The organism is Sphingomonas sp. IBVSS2 (genome assembly GCF_002127225.1).
Classification (GTDB): Bacteria; Pseudomonadota; Alphaproteobacteria; order Sphingomonadales; family Sphingomonadaceae; genus Sphingomonas.
The window spans coordinates 76,140-94,539 of record NZ_NFUR01000008.1 but is presented as its reverse complement, the minus strand read 5'-3'; the positions used below and the strand labels follow the sequence as shown (position 1 = coordinate 94,539).

The 18,400-nt window shown below is 66.4% G+C and carries 13 protein-coding genes and 1 pseudogene; 5 read left to right on the top strand and 9 right to left on the bottom strand.

Annotation, left to right across the window (positions count from 1 at the left end):
* Nucleotides 1-158 precede the first annotated feature (158 nt).
* A complete protein-coding gene (locus tag CAP40_RS19635) occupies nucleotides 159-1,304 on the top strand; it encodes a glycoside hydrolase family 105 protein (protein WP_086131256.1) in 1,146 nt (381 codons plus the stop codon).
* Nucleotides 1,301-2,839 carry an MFS transporter gene (locus tag CAP40_RS19630; protein ID WP_256924398.1) on the top strand — a complete coding sequence of 513 codons (1,539 nt, stop codon included), beginning with the start codon at nucleotides 1,301-1,303 and terminating at the stop codon, nucleotides 2,837-2,839. Before CAP40_RS19635 ends, CAP40_RS19630 begins: the two co-directional genes overlap by 4 nt.
* On the opposite strand, the gene CAP40_RS19625 is transcribed toward CAP40_RS19630, so the two are convergent.
* The gene (locus tag CAP40_RS19625; RefSeq protein WP_179188386.1) at nucleotides 2,836-3,720 is read right to left on the bottom strand and encodes an ROK family protein; all 885 of its coding nucleotides are present in this window, start codon (nucleotides 3,718-3,720) and stop codon (nucleotides 2,836-2,838) included. The genes CAP40_RS19630 and CAP40_RS19625 overlap by 4 nt on opposite strands.
* A gap of 2 nt (nucleotides 3,721-3,722) precedes the next feature.
* Nucleotides 3,723-5,495: a hypothetical protein gene (locus CAP40_RS20620; protein WP_179188385.1), complete on the bottom strand. Its 1,773-nt coding sequence runs from the start codon at nucleotides 5,493-5,495 to the stop codon at nucleotides 3,723-3,725.
* A 182-nt stretch (nucleotides 5,496-5,677) separates the two neighbouring features.
* On the opposite strand from CAP40_RS20620, the gene CAP40_RS19620 reads away from it, so the two are divergent.
* Nucleotides 5,678-8,320, top strand: a complete 2,643-nt coding sequence (locus CAP40_RS19620) for a TonB-dependent receptor (protein WP_179188384.1) — start codon at nucleotides 5,678-5,680, stop codon at nucleotides 8,318-8,320.
* Nucleotides 8,321-8,401: 81 nt separating this feature from the next.
* Here CAP40_RS19620 and CAP40_RS19615 read toward each other — a convergent pair whose 3' ends face one another.
* The 5 genes from CAP40_RS19615 to CAP40_RS19595 all read right to left on the bottom strand — a co-directional run bounded on the left by CAP40_RS19615 (nucleotide 8,402) and on the right by CAP40_RS19595 (nucleotide 15,983).
* A complete protein-coding gene (locus CAP40_RS19615) occupies nucleotides 8,402-8,722 on the bottom strand; it encodes a multidrug efflux SMR transporter (RefSeq protein WP_086131253.1) in 321 nt (106 codons plus the stop codon).
* A gap of 148 nt (nucleotides 8,723-8,870) precedes the next feature.
* Nucleotides 8,871-9,797: a LysR family transcriptional regulator gene (locus tag CAP40_RS19610; RefSeq protein ID WP_218822187.1), complete on the bottom strand. Its 927-nt coding sequence runs from the start codon at nucleotides 9,795-9,797 to the stop codon at nucleotides 8,871-8,873.
* A gap of 3 nt (nucleotides 9,798-9,800) precedes the next feature.
* Nucleotides 9,801-11,648 (bottom strand): CocE/NonD family hydrolase, encoded by a 1,848-nt coding sequence (locus CAP40_RS19605; RefSeq protein ID WP_086131252.1) that lies wholly within the window; start codon nucleotides 11,646-11,648, stop codon nucleotides 9,801-9,803.
* Between the two features lie 2 nt (nucleotides 11,649-11,650).
* Nucleotides 11,651-13,051: a YfcC family protein gene (locus CAP40_RS19600; protein WP_086131251.1), complete on the bottom strand. Its 1,401-nt coding sequence runs from the start codon at nucleotides 13,049-13,051 to the stop codon at nucleotides 11,651-11,653.
* Between the two features lie 28 nt (nucleotides 13,052-13,079).
* Entirely contained in the window at nucleotides 13,080-15,983 is a 2,904-nt protein-coding gene (locus CAP40_RS19595) for a TonB-dependent receptor (RefSeq protein ID WP_218822186.1), read from the bottom strand.
* A gap of 165 nt (nucleotides 15,984-16,148) precedes the next feature.
* On the opposite strand from CAP40_RS19595, the gene CAP40_RS19590 reads away from it, so the two are divergent.
* Entirely contained in the window at nucleotides 16,149-17,195 is a 1,047-nt protein-coding gene (locus CAP40_RS19590; RefSeq protein WP_086131249.1) for a CapA family protein, read from the top strand.
* A gap of 56 nt (nucleotides 17,196-17,251) precedes the next feature.
* On the opposite strand, the gene CAP40_RS20615 is transcribed toward CAP40_RS19590, so the two are convergent.
* The gene (locus tag CAP40_RS20615) at nucleotides 17,252-17,467 is read right to left on the bottom strand and encodes a hypothetical protein (protein ID WP_179188383.1); all 216 of its coding nucleotides are present in this window, start codon (nucleotides 17,465-17,467) and stop codon (nucleotides 17,252-17,254) included.
* Between CAP40_RS20615 and CAP40_RS19585 the strand changes: the two genes are divergently transcribed.
* Entirely contained in the window at nucleotides 17,454-17,741 is a 288-nt protein-coding gene (locus tag CAP40_RS19585; RefSeq protein WP_179188382.1) for an EAL domain-containing protein, read from the top strand. The genes CAP40_RS20615 and CAP40_RS19585 overlap by 14 nt on opposite strands.
* A 496-nt stretch (nucleotides 17,742-18,237) precedes the next feature.
* Here the strand turns inward: CAP40_RS19585 and CAP40_RS19580 are convergent.
* Nucleotides 18,238-18,369: pseudogene (locus CAP40_RS19580) on the bottom strand (DUF2274 domain-containing protein); the annotation flags it as partial.
* Between the last annotated feature and the right edge of the window lie 31 nt (nucleotides 18,370-18,400).

Here is an 18,400-nt window from a genome sequence, read left to right as displayed (position 1 = left end):
GGGCATTTTGATTATCGCCATATGGTCAGACCAGTAACGCGGTTGCCGTGTCCGGTGCAACCGCCCTCCGGTTGTTTCAATAAATGGTATGATGACATTATAAGTTCGTGGACAGCCGCGCCGATCGGGTCTAGGCCGGCCAAAAATCGGAGGACGGGATGCTGGATGCGAGTGGCGCGCGCGCGCTGAGTGGTGAGGCCGAGCGTTTTCGCGCGCAGCATGGTCCTGCGGAGATCGATTCGCTGATGGCGGCACTGGTGCGCAGCCTTGTCGGCATCGAGGATGCGGGCGGCGAATTCCTGGTCAGCATGATCGAGGGCCGTCGGTACGACATCAAGAGCTGGCATAATTGGGACTGGACGCAGGGCGTGGGGCTGTATGGCCTGGCGCGCATGTACGAGCGCGGCCGCGACCCGCTGGTGCGCAGCCATGTCGAGCACTGGTTCCGTAGCCGCTTCGACGAGCCGGCGGTCACCAAGACGATCAACACCATGGCACCGATGCTCGCGCTGGCATGCCTTGCCGATTGGAGCGCGGACGACAGCTGGCATCCGCTGCTCGCCGAATGGGCGGAATGGGCGATGCACGAGCTGCCGCGCACCGAGGAAGGCGGCTTCCAGCACATCGTGATCGATCTCGCCAACGAGCAGCAGCTCTGGGACGACACGCTGATGATGACGGTGATGCCGCTGGCCAAGATCGGCCTGCTGCTCGGCCGACCCGCCTATGTGGAGGAGGCGAAGCGGCAGTTCATGCTGCATGTGAAGTATCTCGCCGATCGCGCGACCGGGCTGTGGTTCCATGGCTGGACCTTTGACGGGCGCAATCATTTGTCCGCCGCGCTCTGGGCGCGGGGCAATAGCTGGATCACCATGGCGATCCCGGATTTCATCGAGCTGCTCGACCTGCCGGAGGATGACGGGCTGCGCGCCTTCCTGCTCGCCACGCTCGAGGCACAGGTGGCGGCACTGCGCGCCTGCCAGCGCGCCGACGGGTTGTGGCCGACGATCCTCGACGATGCGGAATCCTATGGCGAGGCGTCGGCGACCGCCGGCATCGCCTATGGCCTGCTCAAGGCGGTGCGCCTCGGTTTGCTGCCGGCAGACTATCTCGAGACGGGATTGCGCGCGGCCGAGGCGGTGATCGCGCATATCGACGCACAGGGCCAGCTCACCCAGGTCTCGTTCGGCACACCGATCTTCGCGACGGTGGAGGAATATAAGCAGGTGCCGATCACCACCATGCCCTATGGCCAGGCGATGGCGATCCTGGCGCTCGACGAGGCGCGGAGGCTGCATCCGTGAGCGCTCCGCTCGCCCGCGCGCCGCGCCAGGTCAAGCCGTTCACCTATTTCGCCTATGGCATCACCGATCTGTTCGGCAGCGGCGCGATGGCGGTCATCGGCGGCTGGATCCTGTTCTTCTACACCAGCTTCTGCGGTCTGAGCGCGGTCGAGGCGACGTCGATCTTCGCGATCGCGCGCATCCTCGACGCGGTGGGCGGCACCTTTATCGGCCATGTCTCTGATACGATCGGCAACAGCCGGCTGGCCCGGCGCTTCGGCCGCCGCCGGATGTTCCTGCTCTTCTCGCTGCCGCTGATGCCGAGCTTCGCGCTGATGTGGGTGAGCGGCCAATCCTATCTCTACTATCTCGCCACCTATGTGTTCTTCGAGGTGGTCTATGCGGCGGTGCTGATCCCCTATGAGACGCTTGCCGCCGAGATGTCGGACGATTACCGCACCCGCGCGCGCTTCGCCGGCGCCCGCATCCTCACCGGGCAGGCGGCCGTGTTCCTCGCCAGCGTGCTGCCGCGCTTCATCACCGGCGGCACCAAGGACGCGACGGCGGATACCTTCCTTCTGATGGGGGGCATCTTCACGGTCATCTTCATCGGCGCAATCCTGACCACCTATCTCTTCACCTGGGAGCGCGAGCGTCGTCCGGAGGATGCGTTCGTGCCCGCCCGGGCGCCATTTGGTCCGATGCAGATCTTCCGCAACATTGCGCTGACCCTGCGCATCCGCGCCTTTCGCCTGCACCTGGGCATGTATCTGAGCGGTTTCACCGCCAATGATGTGCTGATCGCGGTGCTCAGCTATTATGTCGTCTTCGTGCTCGGCGCGAACGTCGCCACCGCCTCGACCGTACTCGGGGTGATGACCGCGACCCAGTTCGTTTCCGCCGCAACCTTCGTGCATCTGACGGTGCGGCTCCATCCGGGACCTGCCTTCCAGCTTGCCGCTGCCTTCTCCGCGCTCGGCATCCTGCTGATGGCAATGCTCGCGCTGCCTGGGTTTCCGGCGCCGCTCTGGTGGATCTATCCGGTCGCAATGTGCGCGGGGATCGGCCGTGGCGGGCTCGTCTATATTCCCTGGAATACCTACAATTACGTCGCCGATGTCGACGAGATCGTCAGCACCCAGCGGCGCGAGGGCATCTTCGCGGGGGTGATGACGATGGTGCGCAAGGCGGTGGGCGCGGGTGCCGTGATGCTGGTCGGGCTGCTGCTCGAAGCGGGCGGATTCCGCCCCCTGGCGGCAAGCCAGCCGCATGGCGCGCAGCTCGCCATCCTCGGCGCGCTCACGCTCTGTCCGCTGCTGGCGCTCGCGCTCGGCATACCGATCGCCCGGCGGTTCCGGCTCAACGAGCATAGCCATTCGGTGCTGATGGCGGAGATTGCGCGCTTCCGTGCGGGCGATCGCACGCCGCCGGTTGGCGAGGCGGCGGCGGTGGTCGGCGATCTGACTGGCCAGCCGCCGGAAAGGCTCTGGGCCGGTCAGCTCGAGGTGCCGCATGCGGCACCCGGCGGTCGGGAAGGTGTCGCGGCGGCGGTCTAGGCCGCCGCGTCCATCGCCAGCAACAGCGCGCCGAGCATGCCGGCGCGGGGGCCGAGCGCGGCGGTGCGAACCATCTGCTCCACGCCGCCGCGCGCTTCGGTGATCGCCGAATAGCCGCCGACCAGCTGGTCGAGCGTCGAAGTGACGTGCGTCGCGAGGATCGGGCGCGTCCCGATGCCGCCGCCCAGGACCACCCGGTCCGCCCCCGCAACCATCACTGCGTTGAAGGCGAGATGGCCGAGATAATGGCCGGCCATCTCCCAGGCGGGATGCTCGTCGGGCAGGCTGTCTGGGCCCGCACCCCAGAGCGCTTCGATCGCGGCGCTGCAGACCATGCCTTCGACGCAGCTGCCGTGCAGCCCGCAGACGCCCGGGAAGCGGCCGCGCGCGGGATGGTGCGGCACGAGGATGTGGCCCGCTTCGGGATGCAGGAGGCTGCGGGCCATCCTGCCGCCAACGATCAGCCCGAGCCCCACACCGGTGCCGATCGTCACATAGGCGAAGCTCTCGACACCTTGCCCTGCGCCTCGTCGCTGCTCGGCGAGCGCAGCGGCATTGACGTCTGTATCGAGCGCGATCGGTGCGTCGATATGGCGGGCGAGGGGAGCGAGGAGATCGATTCCGCTCCAGCCCGGCTTGGGAGTGACGAACAGCCGGCCGTGATTTGCCCCCGGCGCAATGCCCACCGGCCCGAACGCGCCCAGGCCCACGCGCGCGAGCGGCCCCTGTTCGGCCAGCCAGCGGCCGACCCGGTCGAGCGTTTCCTCCGGCGTGGTGGTCGGAATGCGGGTCTCGGCATGCACGGTGTCGAGGTCGCTCGCCACCGCGAGCTTGAAGCTCGTGCCGCCGGCGTCGATCCCGGCGAAGCGCGGTGCCGTCATACTCACGAGATCCGTGCGATGGGTGCGGGCGGGCTGACCGGCGCGGCCAGTTCGATTCCGTTCCAGCGCAGCAGGCGCCCACCGGCATTCGGGGTGACCTCGATCCGGTCCTTGCTTGGCTTGGCCGAAACGGGAAGAATCTCGATCGCGGCCGGAAGCGAGGTGCGGCCCAGCAGGGTCGGTGCGATGCTGCCGCCCAGCGGGACGACATAGGCGACATGCGCCGCGCCCTCGCGCTTCTCGATTGTCCAGCGGCCCTGGGGTCCCACGCCGTTGTTCCAGATCGCCTGGCCCATATGGATCACCGCCTTCCATTCGCCTGCGACAAGCTCGACCCTATATTCGTCGAGCGCGCGGGCAGTGGCACCCGGTCCGTCTAGGACGAAGCGCAGCTGCAATTCCTGTCCGGGAAAGCTGGCGGCGCGATCGAGCGTGATGTGCCAGTCGCCTGAATTGGCGATCGGATGCGCCGACATCAGCACGCGCTGTCCCTGTTGCGCCGCGACCATGCCGAACGAGGCGAAGTCGCGCCCGTCCTTCTCGCAGCGCACGCGGAACACCGGGGTCGGGCCGCGCCGGGCCGTCCGCCAGAAGGCGATGAGCGGGTGGCGCTGGGTCCAGAAGCTCTCGGCATTGGCCGAGCCCAGGCAGGCGGCGTCGTCGAGCCAGGTGGTGCCATATACCGATCGGCCATCGTCCTCGGCGCGGATGAAGCGTTGGCGCACCTGCATGTCCGGCTTGGGCAGCGCTGCGAAGCGCGGCGCCAGCGCGGGCGGGCAGGGCAGCATCGGGACTTCGCGGGGCGGCACCGCCATGCCGGGGCGCAGGGAGTGGCCAAGCCGAGCCGAGAGGCCGTCCAGCGTCGGGTTGGGGGTGCGGTCATAATAGGCGCGCGAATGCGGCCCGGCCCATTGGTTGGTGCCGGGATGCCAGTGGCCGGCGATCATCTCCCAGGTGATGCGATGCAATTCCGCCGCGGCGGAACGTGCCTCGCCATCCTTGATGAAGGAAAGGATCGCCTCGATCTCCTCGAGCGCGACCATGGTATAGGTCGGGCTGTTATACTCGTTGAACGAGCCTTGCTGGCGCGTGTAGTCGAGCAGGCCGAGCAGGCGCTTGCGGCCATAGGCGAGGAGCTTCGGGTCCTGCATCAGTTCGCCCGCCGCCAGCGTGACGCGCGCGCCCATCACCGAGATGTTGGTGTAGGCCGGCCCGACATCGCGGCGCATGATCGCCTCGCCCGCGCGGCCGACAGCCTTGCGCATGCCCGTGAGGAGGGCTGGGTTCAGCCGATCGCCGTGGCGGCCGATCATCGCGGTCAGCCGCGCGCCGTTGAAGTCTGCCCAGTTCCAGTCGGGCGGGTCCATCTGCGCCAGCGTTTCCTCCAGATAATAGGACCAGATGCCATAAGTGGGGCTCGCTGGATCGATGTCCTGCAGCGCGATCACCTTGCCGATCACCAGCTCGGCCCGGGCAAGCGCGGGAGCGGAGCCCGTGTCGAGCAGGCGCTGCGCATAGTCGAGATTGGAGCGCGAGGCGTGTACCCAGGTGCCGCGCGGCAGCCGTGTGGAATAGCCTTGGCCGCCCGATTTCTCGCCGAGCATGCCGATGTCCGCGTCCCAGCGCCGGTCCTTGCCGCCAACATCGGGCACGCCCTCCGCATCGCTCGTGGGCGCGGTCTGCGGCGCGGCCGCGACCAGGCAGGTCGCTCCCGCCGCGAGCAGCATCTCCCGCCGCGTCGTGCGCTGTCCTTCGCGAATCTCCTGAACTTCCACCGCTTCCAACTCCCTGTAGCGACGATTGGCTCGCCTTGTCGGGATTCGGACTAGCAGCGCATCGCCGGCGCGTCACGCAAAATGGTATGATGACATGATGAACATACTAGACAGCGCCAATTCGGATGGATAACGAGTCGTCAAACGAGCCGCCAGAAGTGCGGCGATTTGGGGAGGTCTCAATGTCCGTCAAAGCCACCATGCTTTCATCGATCGCGTGCATCGTACTGGCCGTTCCGGCCGCCGCGCAGGCGCAGCAGGCCGACGGGCCGGCGAGCGTTCCCGCCGCCGATCAGGCTACCGACTCGATCGTGGTCACCGGCGTGCGCGCCTCGATCCAGTCCGCGGTCAACGCCAAGCGGAACGCCGATCAGGTGGCGGACATCGTCGCCGCCGAGGACCTCGGCAAGCTCCCCGATGCGAACGTCGCCGAGAATCTGCAGCGCGTGCCGGGCGTGCAGATCGAGCGCAACTTCGGCGAGGGCGCCCAGGTCACCGTGCGCGGTCTTTCCAATGTCCGCGTCGAGCTGAACGGCCGCTCGAACCTCGGCATCTCGGTGGGTGCCACCGGCTCGGATCCGTCGGGCCGTTCTACCGGGCTCGAGCAGCAATCCTCGACGCTGTTCAGCCGCTTGTCGGTCTACAAGTCGCCGACCGCGGATCAGATCGAGGGCGGGCTGGGCGGCTTCATCAGCATGACCACGCCGCGCCCCTTCGACTTCAAGAAGCCGACGGTCAGCTATCTGGCCGAGTACACCAACACCAATCTCGCGCGGAACCGCAACGGCTATAACCTCGCGCTGTTCGGCACGACCCGGCTGTTCGACGACCGGCTGGGGGTCGCCGTGAACGTCGCCTATTCGGATCGCGAGATCGGCTCGTCGCAATTCATCCGCGGCGTGTGGAACCCCGGCACCACCGCCGGCATGAAGACCGATTTCAACGGCGACGGCCAGCTCGACTATACTCCGCAGATCGCCCGCTCGGAATTCTACAACATCAAGCGCAAGCGCTTCGGCGCGGGCGGGACGTTGCAGTTCCAGGCGACCGACAATCTGATGTTCTATGCCGATGCGCTCTACACGCATCTCGAGACGCAGCGGCACATCGAATATCTCGCGATCCAGACCACCGACACCGGCACTACCGCGTCCACCCTCACCAACGGCGTGATGGAGGGCAATTACGTGGTCGCCGGCACGTTGACCAACCAGCGCGTCCGCGTCGGCGGGGTCGAGCGCAACGAGCCGACCAGCTCGCTGGTCGCGGGCGGTGGCGCGGTGTGGAAGGTCGGGCGGCTCAACCTGAAGGCCGATTTCGGCAAGTCGGTGGGCGATTACACCTATCGCCAGGACTTTCTGGAGCTGGCCTCGCGCGGGTTGACGATCAATTATGACTATCGCACCGGCAACGTGCCCAACATCACCTTGCCGGCCGGCTTCGACCTCACTTCGCGCGCGTCCTTCCCCACGCGCTCGAACAGCGCGGCCAATGATACGGTCGTCCACACGCTCGAGACCGCCTATCGACTCGACGGCAGCTATGATCTCGACTGGGGCATGTTCAAGTCGCTCCAGTTCGGCGGCCGCTACGCCGATCTGACTTCCGACTATCGGGATTATCAGGCGAAGCTGGGCGCGACCAATCCGAACATCGCCACGCTCCCGGACGCCTATTTCGTCCTGTCGAACAACCCGGGCTATCCCGGCGCGTCGGGCAATTTCCCCAGCCTGTTCCTGGTGCCCGACGTCTATGCCGGCGGAACCGGAGAGGATTCCCTCCTGCTCGGCAACTACCGCCCGACCCGGCCCCGGCCGACGACGAGCTATTACATCGGCGAGAAGACCAAGGCGATCTACGGCCGGGCCAATCTCGACGGCGAACTGTTCGGTATGGGCTTCCGGGGCAATATCGGCCTGCGCGCGGTGTGGACCGACTTCGCGGTCGACACCACCGCCGATGTCGGCGGCGGCGTGATGGTGCCGCGCCACGACACCAGCCATTATTCCAACCTGCTGCCGAGCGCGAACATCAAGTTCTCGCTGGCGCGGGACCTGGTGCTGCGCCTGGCGGCATCCAAGGTGATGTCGCGCGCCAAGCTCCAGGACCTGGCGCCGCGCCTTGCGGTCAATGGGCCGCTCGGCACCGCGTCGGGCGGCAATTCCGATCTGCACCCGACCCGGGCGGACCAGCTCGACGCGGCCCTCGAATATTACATCCCGGGCGGCGGCATCGCCTCGGCCACCGCCTTCTACAAGAACATCACCGATCAGGTGGCGCGCACCACGATCGTCGAGGTGATCCCGGGCTTCGAATCCTATGGCCCGCTGCAGCGTTCGCTGCCGATCAACCTCGGCGTCGCCAAGGTGAAGGGCATCGAGCTCAACTACCAGCAGGCCTTCACTTTCCTGCCGGGCCTGCTCTCGGGCTTCGGAACCCAGATCAACGCCACTTTCATCGACACCTCGTCGTCGGACAACCAGCCCGTGCTGGGGCTGTCCAAGACGACCTATAACGGCATTCTCTATTATGAGCGGGGGGCGTTCACGGCGCGCGTCGCCTATAACTGGCGCAGCAAGTCGGCGCTGGGCTTCACCACCACGCCGGCGACCGGCCAGCTGCGGCCGAACTGGTATTCGTCGGACGACCAGGTCGACCTGTCGCTCGGCCTGAAGCTCACCAAATATGCAACTCTCTCGGCGGGCGTGACCAACCTGCTCTACAAGAAGTCGGGCCGCACCAACTACAATCAGGTGATCGACGCGGTGAACGGCTACGAGATCTCCGACCGCCAGTTCCGCATCGGCATTCGCGGCCGGTTCTGAGGGCGACCGGGTGTGACGGGAAGCGAGAGGGCATCGGGCCGGTCCCGATGCCCTCCCGTGTCGTTTCGGGTGTCGCCGCGCTCAGGCGCTGGCGAAGAGCTTGGTGCCCACCACGCCGACGATGATCAGGCCGATAAAGCCCATCTGCACCGGGTTGAGCTTCTCGCCGAACAGCAGGATGCCGAAGATGGTCACGCCCACCGCGCCCAGGCCCGTCCATATGGCATAGGCGGTGCCCGCCGGCAGGCCACGCATTGCGAGCGCGAGCAGGCCCATATTCACGAAGCTGAGGACGATCGGCACCGCCGATGCCATCCAATTGCCTTGCATGGCCGCCCATTTGAGGCTGAGCGCCCAGATGATTTCAGTGATCACGGCAATGCCGAGCACGAGCCACGCCATGGCGCATCTCCAGTTTCACGGGCTCGGAAGGAAGGACGCGAAAGCCGGAAACCCGAAAGAGGCGCGCGCCTAGGCGGGCTGATAGAGTGTCGCGCGGCATCTGTCCATGAACCTTGCGGCGAGCCCAGGTTACGCGCGCTGGTCCTGCCTAGGAAGATGAATGGCGGGACAGGGCGGCGCGCGCTTCCTCCAGGAATGCCGCCACCAGGCGAGACGGCTGCGCATTCACCGCAGTGACGAAGGCATATTGATGCAGGATCGGCGGATCGAAGGTCCGCAGCACGAGCCCCTCGCGCACATAGCTTTGTGCGAGCAACGTGTTGACGATCGCGACCCCCACGCCGCGCGATGCCAGCGCACAGGCGGATCCATGGGTGTGCGTCTCGATCGCGACTGTCGGGCGCAGGTTGAAGGTGGCGAAGGCCTGATCGACCTGGATGCGCCACTGGCGGCCGGAGCCGAGCAGGATCAGCGGTTCGCCGCGCAGCAGCCCCGGAGTGAGCACCGCATGCGCCGCAAGCGGATGGTCGGCGCGCAGCACGCAGCCCGATCCGCTCGATACCAGCGGCTCGCAATGCAGGTCGCCGCCGGCCACGGGCATCTTCATGAACCCGCAATCGACGACCCGCGTCGCGATCAGCGCCTTGCTCGTCTCGAGGCTGCGTGAATCGAGGTTGAAGCGGACGCCCGGATGCTTGCGCAGGAAGCTCGCGACGATATCGGGCAACACGCCGTCGGTGAAGCTGGGCGGCGCCACTACGCGGAGTTCGCCGGCCGCCGAATTCGCGATGTCGTTGGCAAGGTTCGACACGCGGCGGAGCCCGGCCAGCGCGAACTCGACTTCCTCCGCGAGCAGCAGCCCGTCCTTGGTCGGTACGAGTTTGCCGCGGTCGCGGTAGAAGAGCTCGAAGCCGATCGCGCTCTCGATCTGTGCCAGCGTTCGGCTGACCCCGGGCTGGGTCATGCCGAGGCTGGTCGCCGCCGAGGTGGCGGAGCCGGTGCGCATCACCTCGGCCAGCGTCTCGAGCGCCCGCACGCCAAGGGTCGACAGGGGCCGGCGCGCTCCCGGCCTCACCGGTCAGCCCCCTGCGTCGGGAATGACCGGCAGGACGATGTGCGAGGGACGGTCGCGGTCGACGAAGACGCTGTTGCGCGCGATCCGCGGCGGCGCGTCGGGGACGCGCCAGTCGCTGTTCGGATTGACGTCGAAATGCGGGAAGTTGCTGCTCGACACTTCGATCCGGATCCGATGCCCGGCGAGGAACAGGTTGCTGGTCGGGAAAGTCCGGATGGTAAGGGCATGAACCTGGCCGGGCTCCATCGGCTGGGGATCTTCGAACGCGTTGCGGAAACGCGCGCGAAGGATGCCATGCGCGAGATTGAGCGCATAGCCCTCCGGATAGTCCGGGTTCGCCGGATGGACATCGAGCAGCTTGATCGTGAAGTCGGTATCGACTGCGGAGGACGCGACCATCAGGTGCGCGACGACGTCGCCCGTCACTTCCGTGTCGTGTGCCAGCGGCGCGGTTTCGAACACCAGCACGTCGGGGCGATCGGCCAAGGCGCGCCCGGGATGGCGAGCGCCGAACAGCCCCTCGGTCTCGCGCTGGTCGAATCCGCCCGCGAACATCACCGGCGCACCCGATGCGATCGCGCCTCCGATTGTCGGCACCGGGTCGGACGGATCGAAGTCGTAGGACAGGGGTGCGATTCCGGCCTCGGGCATCGCCTCGCGCAGGCCGCCGTCGCCGTGAAGGTAGAGGCTGGTCGGCCGCGTCCGCGCGAGCGGCCAGGCCTGCTCGTCCCGCCAGGCGCCGCCATGATCGAGCCGCCCACTGGCGGTCCGCCGTCCGCTGCCGCCGCCCATCACGAAGATCCGGACCGGGGCGGGCAGGGGTTCGGGCACATCTTGGCGGCCCAGCATGTGACGATCGAACCAGTCGCGGCGGAGCGTGAAATAGTCATCACCAAACTGCCCATCGAGCGTGGCCTGCGGGCCGAAATCGACGTCGCCGGCATAGGTGACGGACCGCTGGCCATGGGTCCATGGGCCCAGCACCAGCTTGATCGGGCCGCGCTTGATCGGCGTGAGGCTCAAATAGTTGTCGATCGCGGTCTGCGAATAGGGATCGTACCAGCTCGACAGATGCACTGCCGGCACATCGGCATATTGGGCATAGCTGTCGAGCGCATAGATGCCACGCTGCTTCCAGAAATCGGTCAGCCGGTCATTGTCCCACTGCTCGACGACATAGGCTTCATATTCGGGCGCGGCCGAAAGCGGCGAATAGCCGATCCGCCAGCGCCGGCCGATCCAGTCCTCGATCGCCTCGCGCTCCAGCGCTTCGCGGCGCGCGGGGTTGGCGGCTGTCTCGGGGGAAAGCAGCGCGTGCTTGCGCGCCCAGGTGAGCTGCTTGAGCTCGAACGCACCGCCCTGGCGCGCGCCGCCGTGATAGGCGCTCGAGAAGCCGCCTGAATCGAGGAACATCGCGGCAAGCCCGGGCGGATCGAGGCAGGCCAGCGCATTCTGGACATGCGCGCCATAGGACAGGCCGAGCGTGCCGATCCGCCCGTCGCACCAGGGCTGGGCGAGCAGCCAGGCGAGGGTGTCCGCGCCGTCTTCGGCTTCGCTCAGATATTTGGTGAACCTGCCCTCGGAGCCGAACCTGCCCCGGCAGTCCTGCAGCACGAAGACATAACCCGCCTCGACGAACCAGCGCGCGATTTCGGGCTTCGAGCGCGGTTCGGGGGCCGCACGGGTGAAATCGCCGTGGTTGGTGCCGCGCTTGTCATAGGGGGTGCGCTCAAGCAGCACGGGGAAGGGCCCCGGGCCTTCGGGCAGGTAGACATCGGTCGCCAGATGCACATCGTCGCGCATCGCCACCATCAGGTCGGCGAGCTCGCGCACGCTTTTGGTCGTCGTCATCGTCAATAGCCGATCAACACGGCGATCATCAGCGCGCCGATCGACAGGAGAGTGAGGATACCGAACAGCGGCGCGGCGAACCGGAACCAGCGATTATAAGGAATCCCGGCGGCGGCCAGAAAGGCGAGCAGCATGCCCGAGGTCGGCGCCAGCATGTTGACCAGCCCGTTGCCGAGCAGGAAGGCGAGCACCGTCGTCTGGCCCGATACCCCTGCCGCCGCGCCGATCGGACCCAGCACCGGGATGCTGAGCGCCGCCTTGGCCGAGGTCGAGGGAATGAGCAGCGTCAGCACCATTTCCACCAGCATGATGATCGGCGCCACCAGCACCGGCGACAGGCCGTGGATCTGGGCCGATACCGCCTCGATGATCGTGTCGAGGATCTGGCCTTCGCGCAGGATCACCTCGACTGCCCGGCCCATGCCGATCAGCAGGGCCGCGAGCATCATTGCCTTCATGCCCTCGACGAACAGACTGATCCCGGCGCTTGCGCGGATGCCGGCGGCGAAGGTCATCGCCGCGGCGGCGGTCAGGAACAGCGCGGTGAACTCGCCATCGTCCCAGCCGAATTCGAGCGAGCCGATCACCAGCAAGGCCAGCGTCGCGCCCGCGATCAGCAGGATCGCCAGGTGCCGGGGGGAAAGGCGCTGGTCCTCGATCGGCGCCGGCTCGGCAACGATCCGCGATTCACGCAGGGCATAGAGCATCGCGATGGCAAGGAAGGTCAGCCAGATGGCCAGGCGGAAGCCCAGCCCGCTGAACACCGGCACATTGACGATCGGCTGGGCGATCAGCAGCGCGACCGGGCTGGTCACCGATGCCAGATAGCCGACCTTGGCCGCGAGGGTCACGATGGCGAAGCCGAACATCCGGCTCCGCCCGAGCCGTTCGGCGAGCGCGATCATCACCGGGATCAGCAGCAGATATTCGGAGATCATGCCCAGGAAAGTGCTGCCCGCCGAGAAGGCGAGCATCAACAGGGGCACGAGGATCACCATGCGCCCGCGGCTGAGCCCGATCAGCCGCTGGATGCCGGCATCCAGCGCGCCGGTCGAGCGCATCACCCCGAACATGCCGCCCAGCGCCAGGATCATGAAGATCAGGGGCGCCGAGCGCTTGAGGCCTTCGGGAATCGAGGTGGCGAGCGCGACCGGGCTGACCGGTCGCGCTTCGCCGGGGGGAGCCTTTCCGGGCAGGACGGAGTCGATGCCGACCGGCTTGGGCAGCATCTTGTAGGTGCCGGCGATCACCGGCGCGTTCTCCTTTTCGGAGACGCGCTGGTGTTGCCCTGACGGAATGATCCAGGTCAGCAGGATAGCGAAAGCCATCGCCGCCAGCATCATCAGCACCGGGTCGAGCGCGCCGTGGCGCTTATGCTGCCCGGTTGCGGCCGGTTGGTTCATCTCGGACGCCCCAATATCGCGTTGTCGTTCAGAGCTTCACCGAGAAACGGGCGTAGAGGAACCGTCCGCGCGCGTCATAGGTGTAGATGTCGTAGTTGATCGGCGCGTTGGCATAGGAAGCCGGCGGCTGGGTATCGAACAGGTTGTTCACGCCCAGGCCGAAGCGCGCCTTGCCCTCGGAGACATCGAAGCCGACTTCGGCGTCGAAATAGGTCACCGCCTTGGTCTTGGCGTCCTTCACCGGGTTCACCACGTCGGTGGTCTGGCCGATATAGCGCGCGCGCAGCACCGCGTTGGCGCCTTCGCCATCCCAGCTCAGCGAGGCTTGGCCCTTCCAGCGCGGATAGGTCGCGCGTGGCGTGTCGCCCTTGCCGGCGCGGTTGTCGATGATCGTGCCGCCGGTCGCGGGATCGGGCGCGACGGTGCGGAACGAGCCGAGATACGACACGTCGGTGACGGCGGCGATCTTGCCGATGCCCGTGCGGAAATCATAGCGCACCGTTGCGTCGATGCCGTCGGTCTTGATAGAATTGAGGTTCTGGGCGCCCTGCAGCAGGTTCAGCACCGCGCCGGTGCTGGCGTCGCGCTGGACAAGATCGCAGAACACACCGCCGCGAAGGGCGCACAGCTGGAGGATCTGCGTCGGCGTCTGTGCCGCGATCGCGTTCTTGATCTTGATGCTGTAGTAATCGACCGTCACCGACAGCCCGCGCAGCGGCGTCAGCGCGATGCCTGCACTGATGCTGTCCGACGTCTCCGGCCGCAGGTCGCGATTGCCGCTGATCACGCCGGGGATCAGGCCGTTGAGATTGTAGTTCGCCTGGTTGTAGCCCGTCGGAACGCCCGCGCAGCCGGGCTTGCCGCTATTGGCGCTGGCGCCGCCATTGCACGGATCGGTCCCCTGGAAGCTAGTCTGGCGCGCGCCCTGGTAGAGCTCGAGGATCGAAGGAGCGCGGAAGCCCTGGGCATAGGTGCCGCGCAGCAGCACGCCCTCGATCGGACGATAGCCGGCACCGGCCTTGAAGGTCGCCTTGCCGCCGACGGTCGAATAGCGCGAATAGCGGCCGGCCAGGCTGATGTCGAAGCTCTTGCCGAGCGGCGAGTCCTTCAGGATCGGAACCGAGAGCTCACCATAAATTTCGTGCAGGTCATAGCTGCCGCTGGTCGGCGTGCGGGTCTGGACGGTGGTCTTGGTGTAGAGCGCGCCGTTCAGATAGGTCGGAAGGGCGTTCGCCACCGGATCGGGATTGTCGACGCCGCGGTTGCGGCGATACTCATAGCCAACCGCGAGCGCGACCTCGCCGGCGGGCAGGTTGAACAGCGTGCCCGTGGCGTTGGCGGTCGCATCGAACAACTCGGTGTAGTTGCTCTCGCGCGCGGTGAAGCGGATGTAATTGGCCTGGTCCGCCGTCATCGGGCCGAACAGGTTGACCGGCACGCAGCCTGCCGTCGCGGCGCAGGTCGCCGGATTGCCCAGCGCGAGATAGAGATTGTCGTAGTTGATGCCGTTGAGAGCCGAGGTCTCGATGCGGTTCTTCGAATAGCTGGCGAACGTGTCCCAGTGCCAGCGGTTGCCGAACAGGCCGAAGCTGCCGTCGAAGCCGCCCGCGACGCGCCAGGTCTCGACGTCCTGGACATTGTCGCGATTGCCGACGTCGCTCATCACCTTGCGGATGCGGAAGGCCGAGTTGGCGGCAAAGGCGAGCGCGTTGGCGGTGGGCACGCCATTGGCGGTGCCGAACGGATTGAACGCCTGGTTGTTGGGGATGTAGAAGCCGCGGACGGTGCCTGCGGTGCCGCCGATGTCGAGCAGCACGGGCGAGAACAGCTGGTCCGACTTGCGGTCGTTGTACAGGCCTTCGACCCGGAACTTGACGCTATCGCTGAGTTCATAGTCGAACCGGCCGTAGAAGCCGTAGCGCTTGGACGGCCCGGCCGAATAGATGCCCTGGGCCTGGGTATTGTAATAATCGCCCGGCAGCGCCGCGGTGTGGAACGCGTTGTCCGCGCTCGCGCCGGTGCCGTAGACCGTGCCCGCGCCATTGAGCGCGACGGGCGCGCTGGTGCCGGCGAAGCCCGCCGCGGTACCGAAATAGGCGTTATTGGCGAGGCCCGGCAGGATGTAGAGGCCGGCCGGGCTCGTGCCGGGCGTGGTTACCGGAACTAGCGAAGTGGTGGTGAGCGGCCGGTCGTCGGTGCGAATCGAGGTCGACTGGTAATAGCTGCCCGACAGGATGATCGAGGCGCGGCCGAAGCGCTTTCCGACATTGAGCGTCGCCGAATATTCGGCGCCGTCGCCCTTGTCGGTCACGCCCGCCCGGGTCGCGGCGCGGATGCCGTCGAACGGCTGGATCGTCTTGATGTTGACGACGCCGGCGATCGCGTCGGCGCCGTAGATTGCCGAGGCGCCGTCCTTCAGCACCTCGATCCCGTCGATCATCCCCATCGGGATGGTGTTCAGGTCGACGAAATCGCGGAAGCCGCGCTGGCCGACCGCGTCGACCCAGCGATGTCCGTCGACCAGCACCAGCACGCGGTTGCCGCTGCCTTCGGCGCCGCCGAGATAACGCAGGTTGATCGACGAGGCGCCATAGGAGGTGCCCTGGGTGCCGTTGGAGTTCAGGCTGACGCCGGCCGAGGGCAGTTTCTGGAGCAGGTCGCCAAGCGATGCGCTGCCGGACTTGGCGATGTCGTCCGAGGTGATCGTCAGGAGCGGGCCGACGCTGGCGGCATCGCGGCGCTGGATGCGCGAGCCGGTGACAATGATCTCGCCCTGCGGCGAGATTGCCGTATCCGCCGGCGCCGGCTCCGCGGCAGGCGGCGCTTCCTGAGCGCTTGCTGGCGTGACCATCGCGATCGTTGCCAGGCTCGCACCCAGCATCATCGCACGACAACTGGCGGCTACGCGCCCCGAAGCACCCCGTTCGATCATGTCTACTCCCCGTGCATTCTTATTGATTCGGGCAAAAACTATCCAAGTTGCACCGGAGCGATAGCTGATGGCGGAACATCATCGAGGTATATCCAATTCGGTATGTCATTGCTGGTTGTTTGGCTTGATTGATTATGGTGTCCGACCAGAGAAGCGAGGGGAACGATGCGACACCATCCGGATCGGCGGCAACTGCTGGGCGCACTCGGCGCCTTTGCCGGGCTTGGCGTGGCACCTGCAGCCATGGCACGCGGTTGCTCGCCCCTGCGCGTAATGCTGCTGGGGCAGTCGCTGATCCAGCAGGATCTTTGCGCCATTGGATGGCCCGGCAGAGCGGCCATAGCCGACCGGCTGCACCGCGCCGATGTGGTATTCACTGACCTCGAGACTGCGATCGATGTCCCCGGTGCCGGCGCGCCGACGCGGAGCGGGGAAGTGCTCCATGCGGCGCGACCGGAAGTGATCGATTGCCTGCGCGGCTTGGGCGTCACCATGGTCACCACCGCCAATAATCATGCCTGGGACCTGGGGACGGCGGGGATCATGGCGAGCATCGCCGAGCTTGACCGGCGCGGTGTCGTCCATGCCGGCAGCGGAGCCGATCTGGCATCGGCTGCAGCGCCGGCGATCCAGTCGACGCCGCATGGCAAATTCGCGCTGGTCGCCGCGGCAGCCGGCGCGATCCGGGAAGGGGCGGCGGCCACCGCTGATCGCCCCGGCGTCAATGAGCTTCGCCGGAACGCCGATGGCGCACTCGAGCCGGTGGATGTCGAGCGGGTTCTGTGCGCGATCCGCTCAGCCCGTGCCGCAGGCGCGACGGTGCTGATGTGCCTCCACAATCACTACTGGGAACCCCGGCCTGCCGACACGCCGGCCTGGCAGCGGGATTTCGCGCGCGCCTGCGTCGATGCCGGCGCTGCTGCTTTCGTGGGGCACGGTGCACCGATGATGCAGGCGCACGAATTCTATCGCGGCGCCCCACTCTTCCACGGTCTTGGCAATTTCATCTTCCAGACGCGCAAGGCCGATGGGGTATATGGCGCGGAAACCTGGAGATCGATGATCGTCGATGCCCGTTTTGCCGAAGGACGTTTCATCGATGCGCAGCTGATCCCGATCGTCCTCGATCCGGCCAAGGCAGGGGAGTTCTCGTTGGGGGTTCCCCATCTCGTGCCGGTTGCGACGGCGAAATTGTCCGCCGGGCGAGGCTGACGCGACCCGGTGAATAGGGGTCCGTGCCGACCGGGAAAGGGGGCACCGTGCATCGATCAGCGCGGGTTCGCTGGCGCAAGGGCGTCAGGACTGGCGGCGAAGCTTGCGGTGCCGGCATAGGGCGCGCTGAACGTCACCGGCCTGCTGCTGACGATCGAGCCATGGGTCGATCCGGAATGCGGATGGATCGAGACCAGCGTCAGCGGAATATTGCGGTTCGGATCATAGTTGTTCGCCTTTGCTACGCCATATCGTCTGGTGAAACTCGACATCGACATCGTCAAGATCGATGCCTCCTACGTCCATCGTCTGGATGCTCTGAAGCGCCTGGTGTCCTACGCTCGTGCGCATGTCAGGCATGTGGTCGTCGAAGGGGTGGAGACGCCGGAGCACTTCAAGAACGCTCTCCTTGCCCGTGCAACGCATGTCCAGGGCCGCTTCATTGCGGAAGAAGCGCCGCTCGTCGCTCTTCCGGCCGTCGCCAATGACTTGGCGTCGCGCTCTGCCAGTTCCGGTCGCTCCATGGTGGGCGAGGGGAGGGCGTGACGACGATCTGGGGGTCGAGGACGGTGGTTTTCCACCGGCTCCGATCCATCTCGTTTCCTATCTTCGGATTTCGGCGGGCAGGCAGAGAATGACCTCCGAGCGTACCAGGGCTGCGCTGCAAGCCGCGAAAGTACGCGGCGTCGCCCTGGGTGGCGACAGGGGTAATCTGCCTGCGGCCGCCAAGGGAGCTCAGGCAAGCGCAGCCTTGATGCAAGCGCGGAGTGGAGCGCCGTTTTGCAGGCCGCCGCGACATTGATGTACGTCGCGTTATGCTGCCGCACGGAGCAGTTCGTTCCTGGCTGCTATGGCAAGTTCCGTAGCTGGGCCGGATGCCCGGCTTCGCCCCTCGCAATTTGAGAGGATTGCAACCTCCCGCAACCAAATCAGCACACACCCTCATCCCCGCAAGCCCCACGACTTCGCGGGGCTTCTTGCGTTTCCGGCCTCGCGCTCGCCGCCACCGTCATCTTTTGGCTCTGATCAGTGAGTCCTGAGCCTAGCTTCCGAACGCCCGCCGGGCCTTTGCAAAGCCCCGGTCGGTGGCGATGAAATGTTCGAGCATCGGCACGATCCGCTTCACGGGGTCGGTGATGGACTGGCCCTGCTCGCGACCGAGAATCTCCGCATACCAGCCCCAGCGGCGGCGGCAAATCCACTCT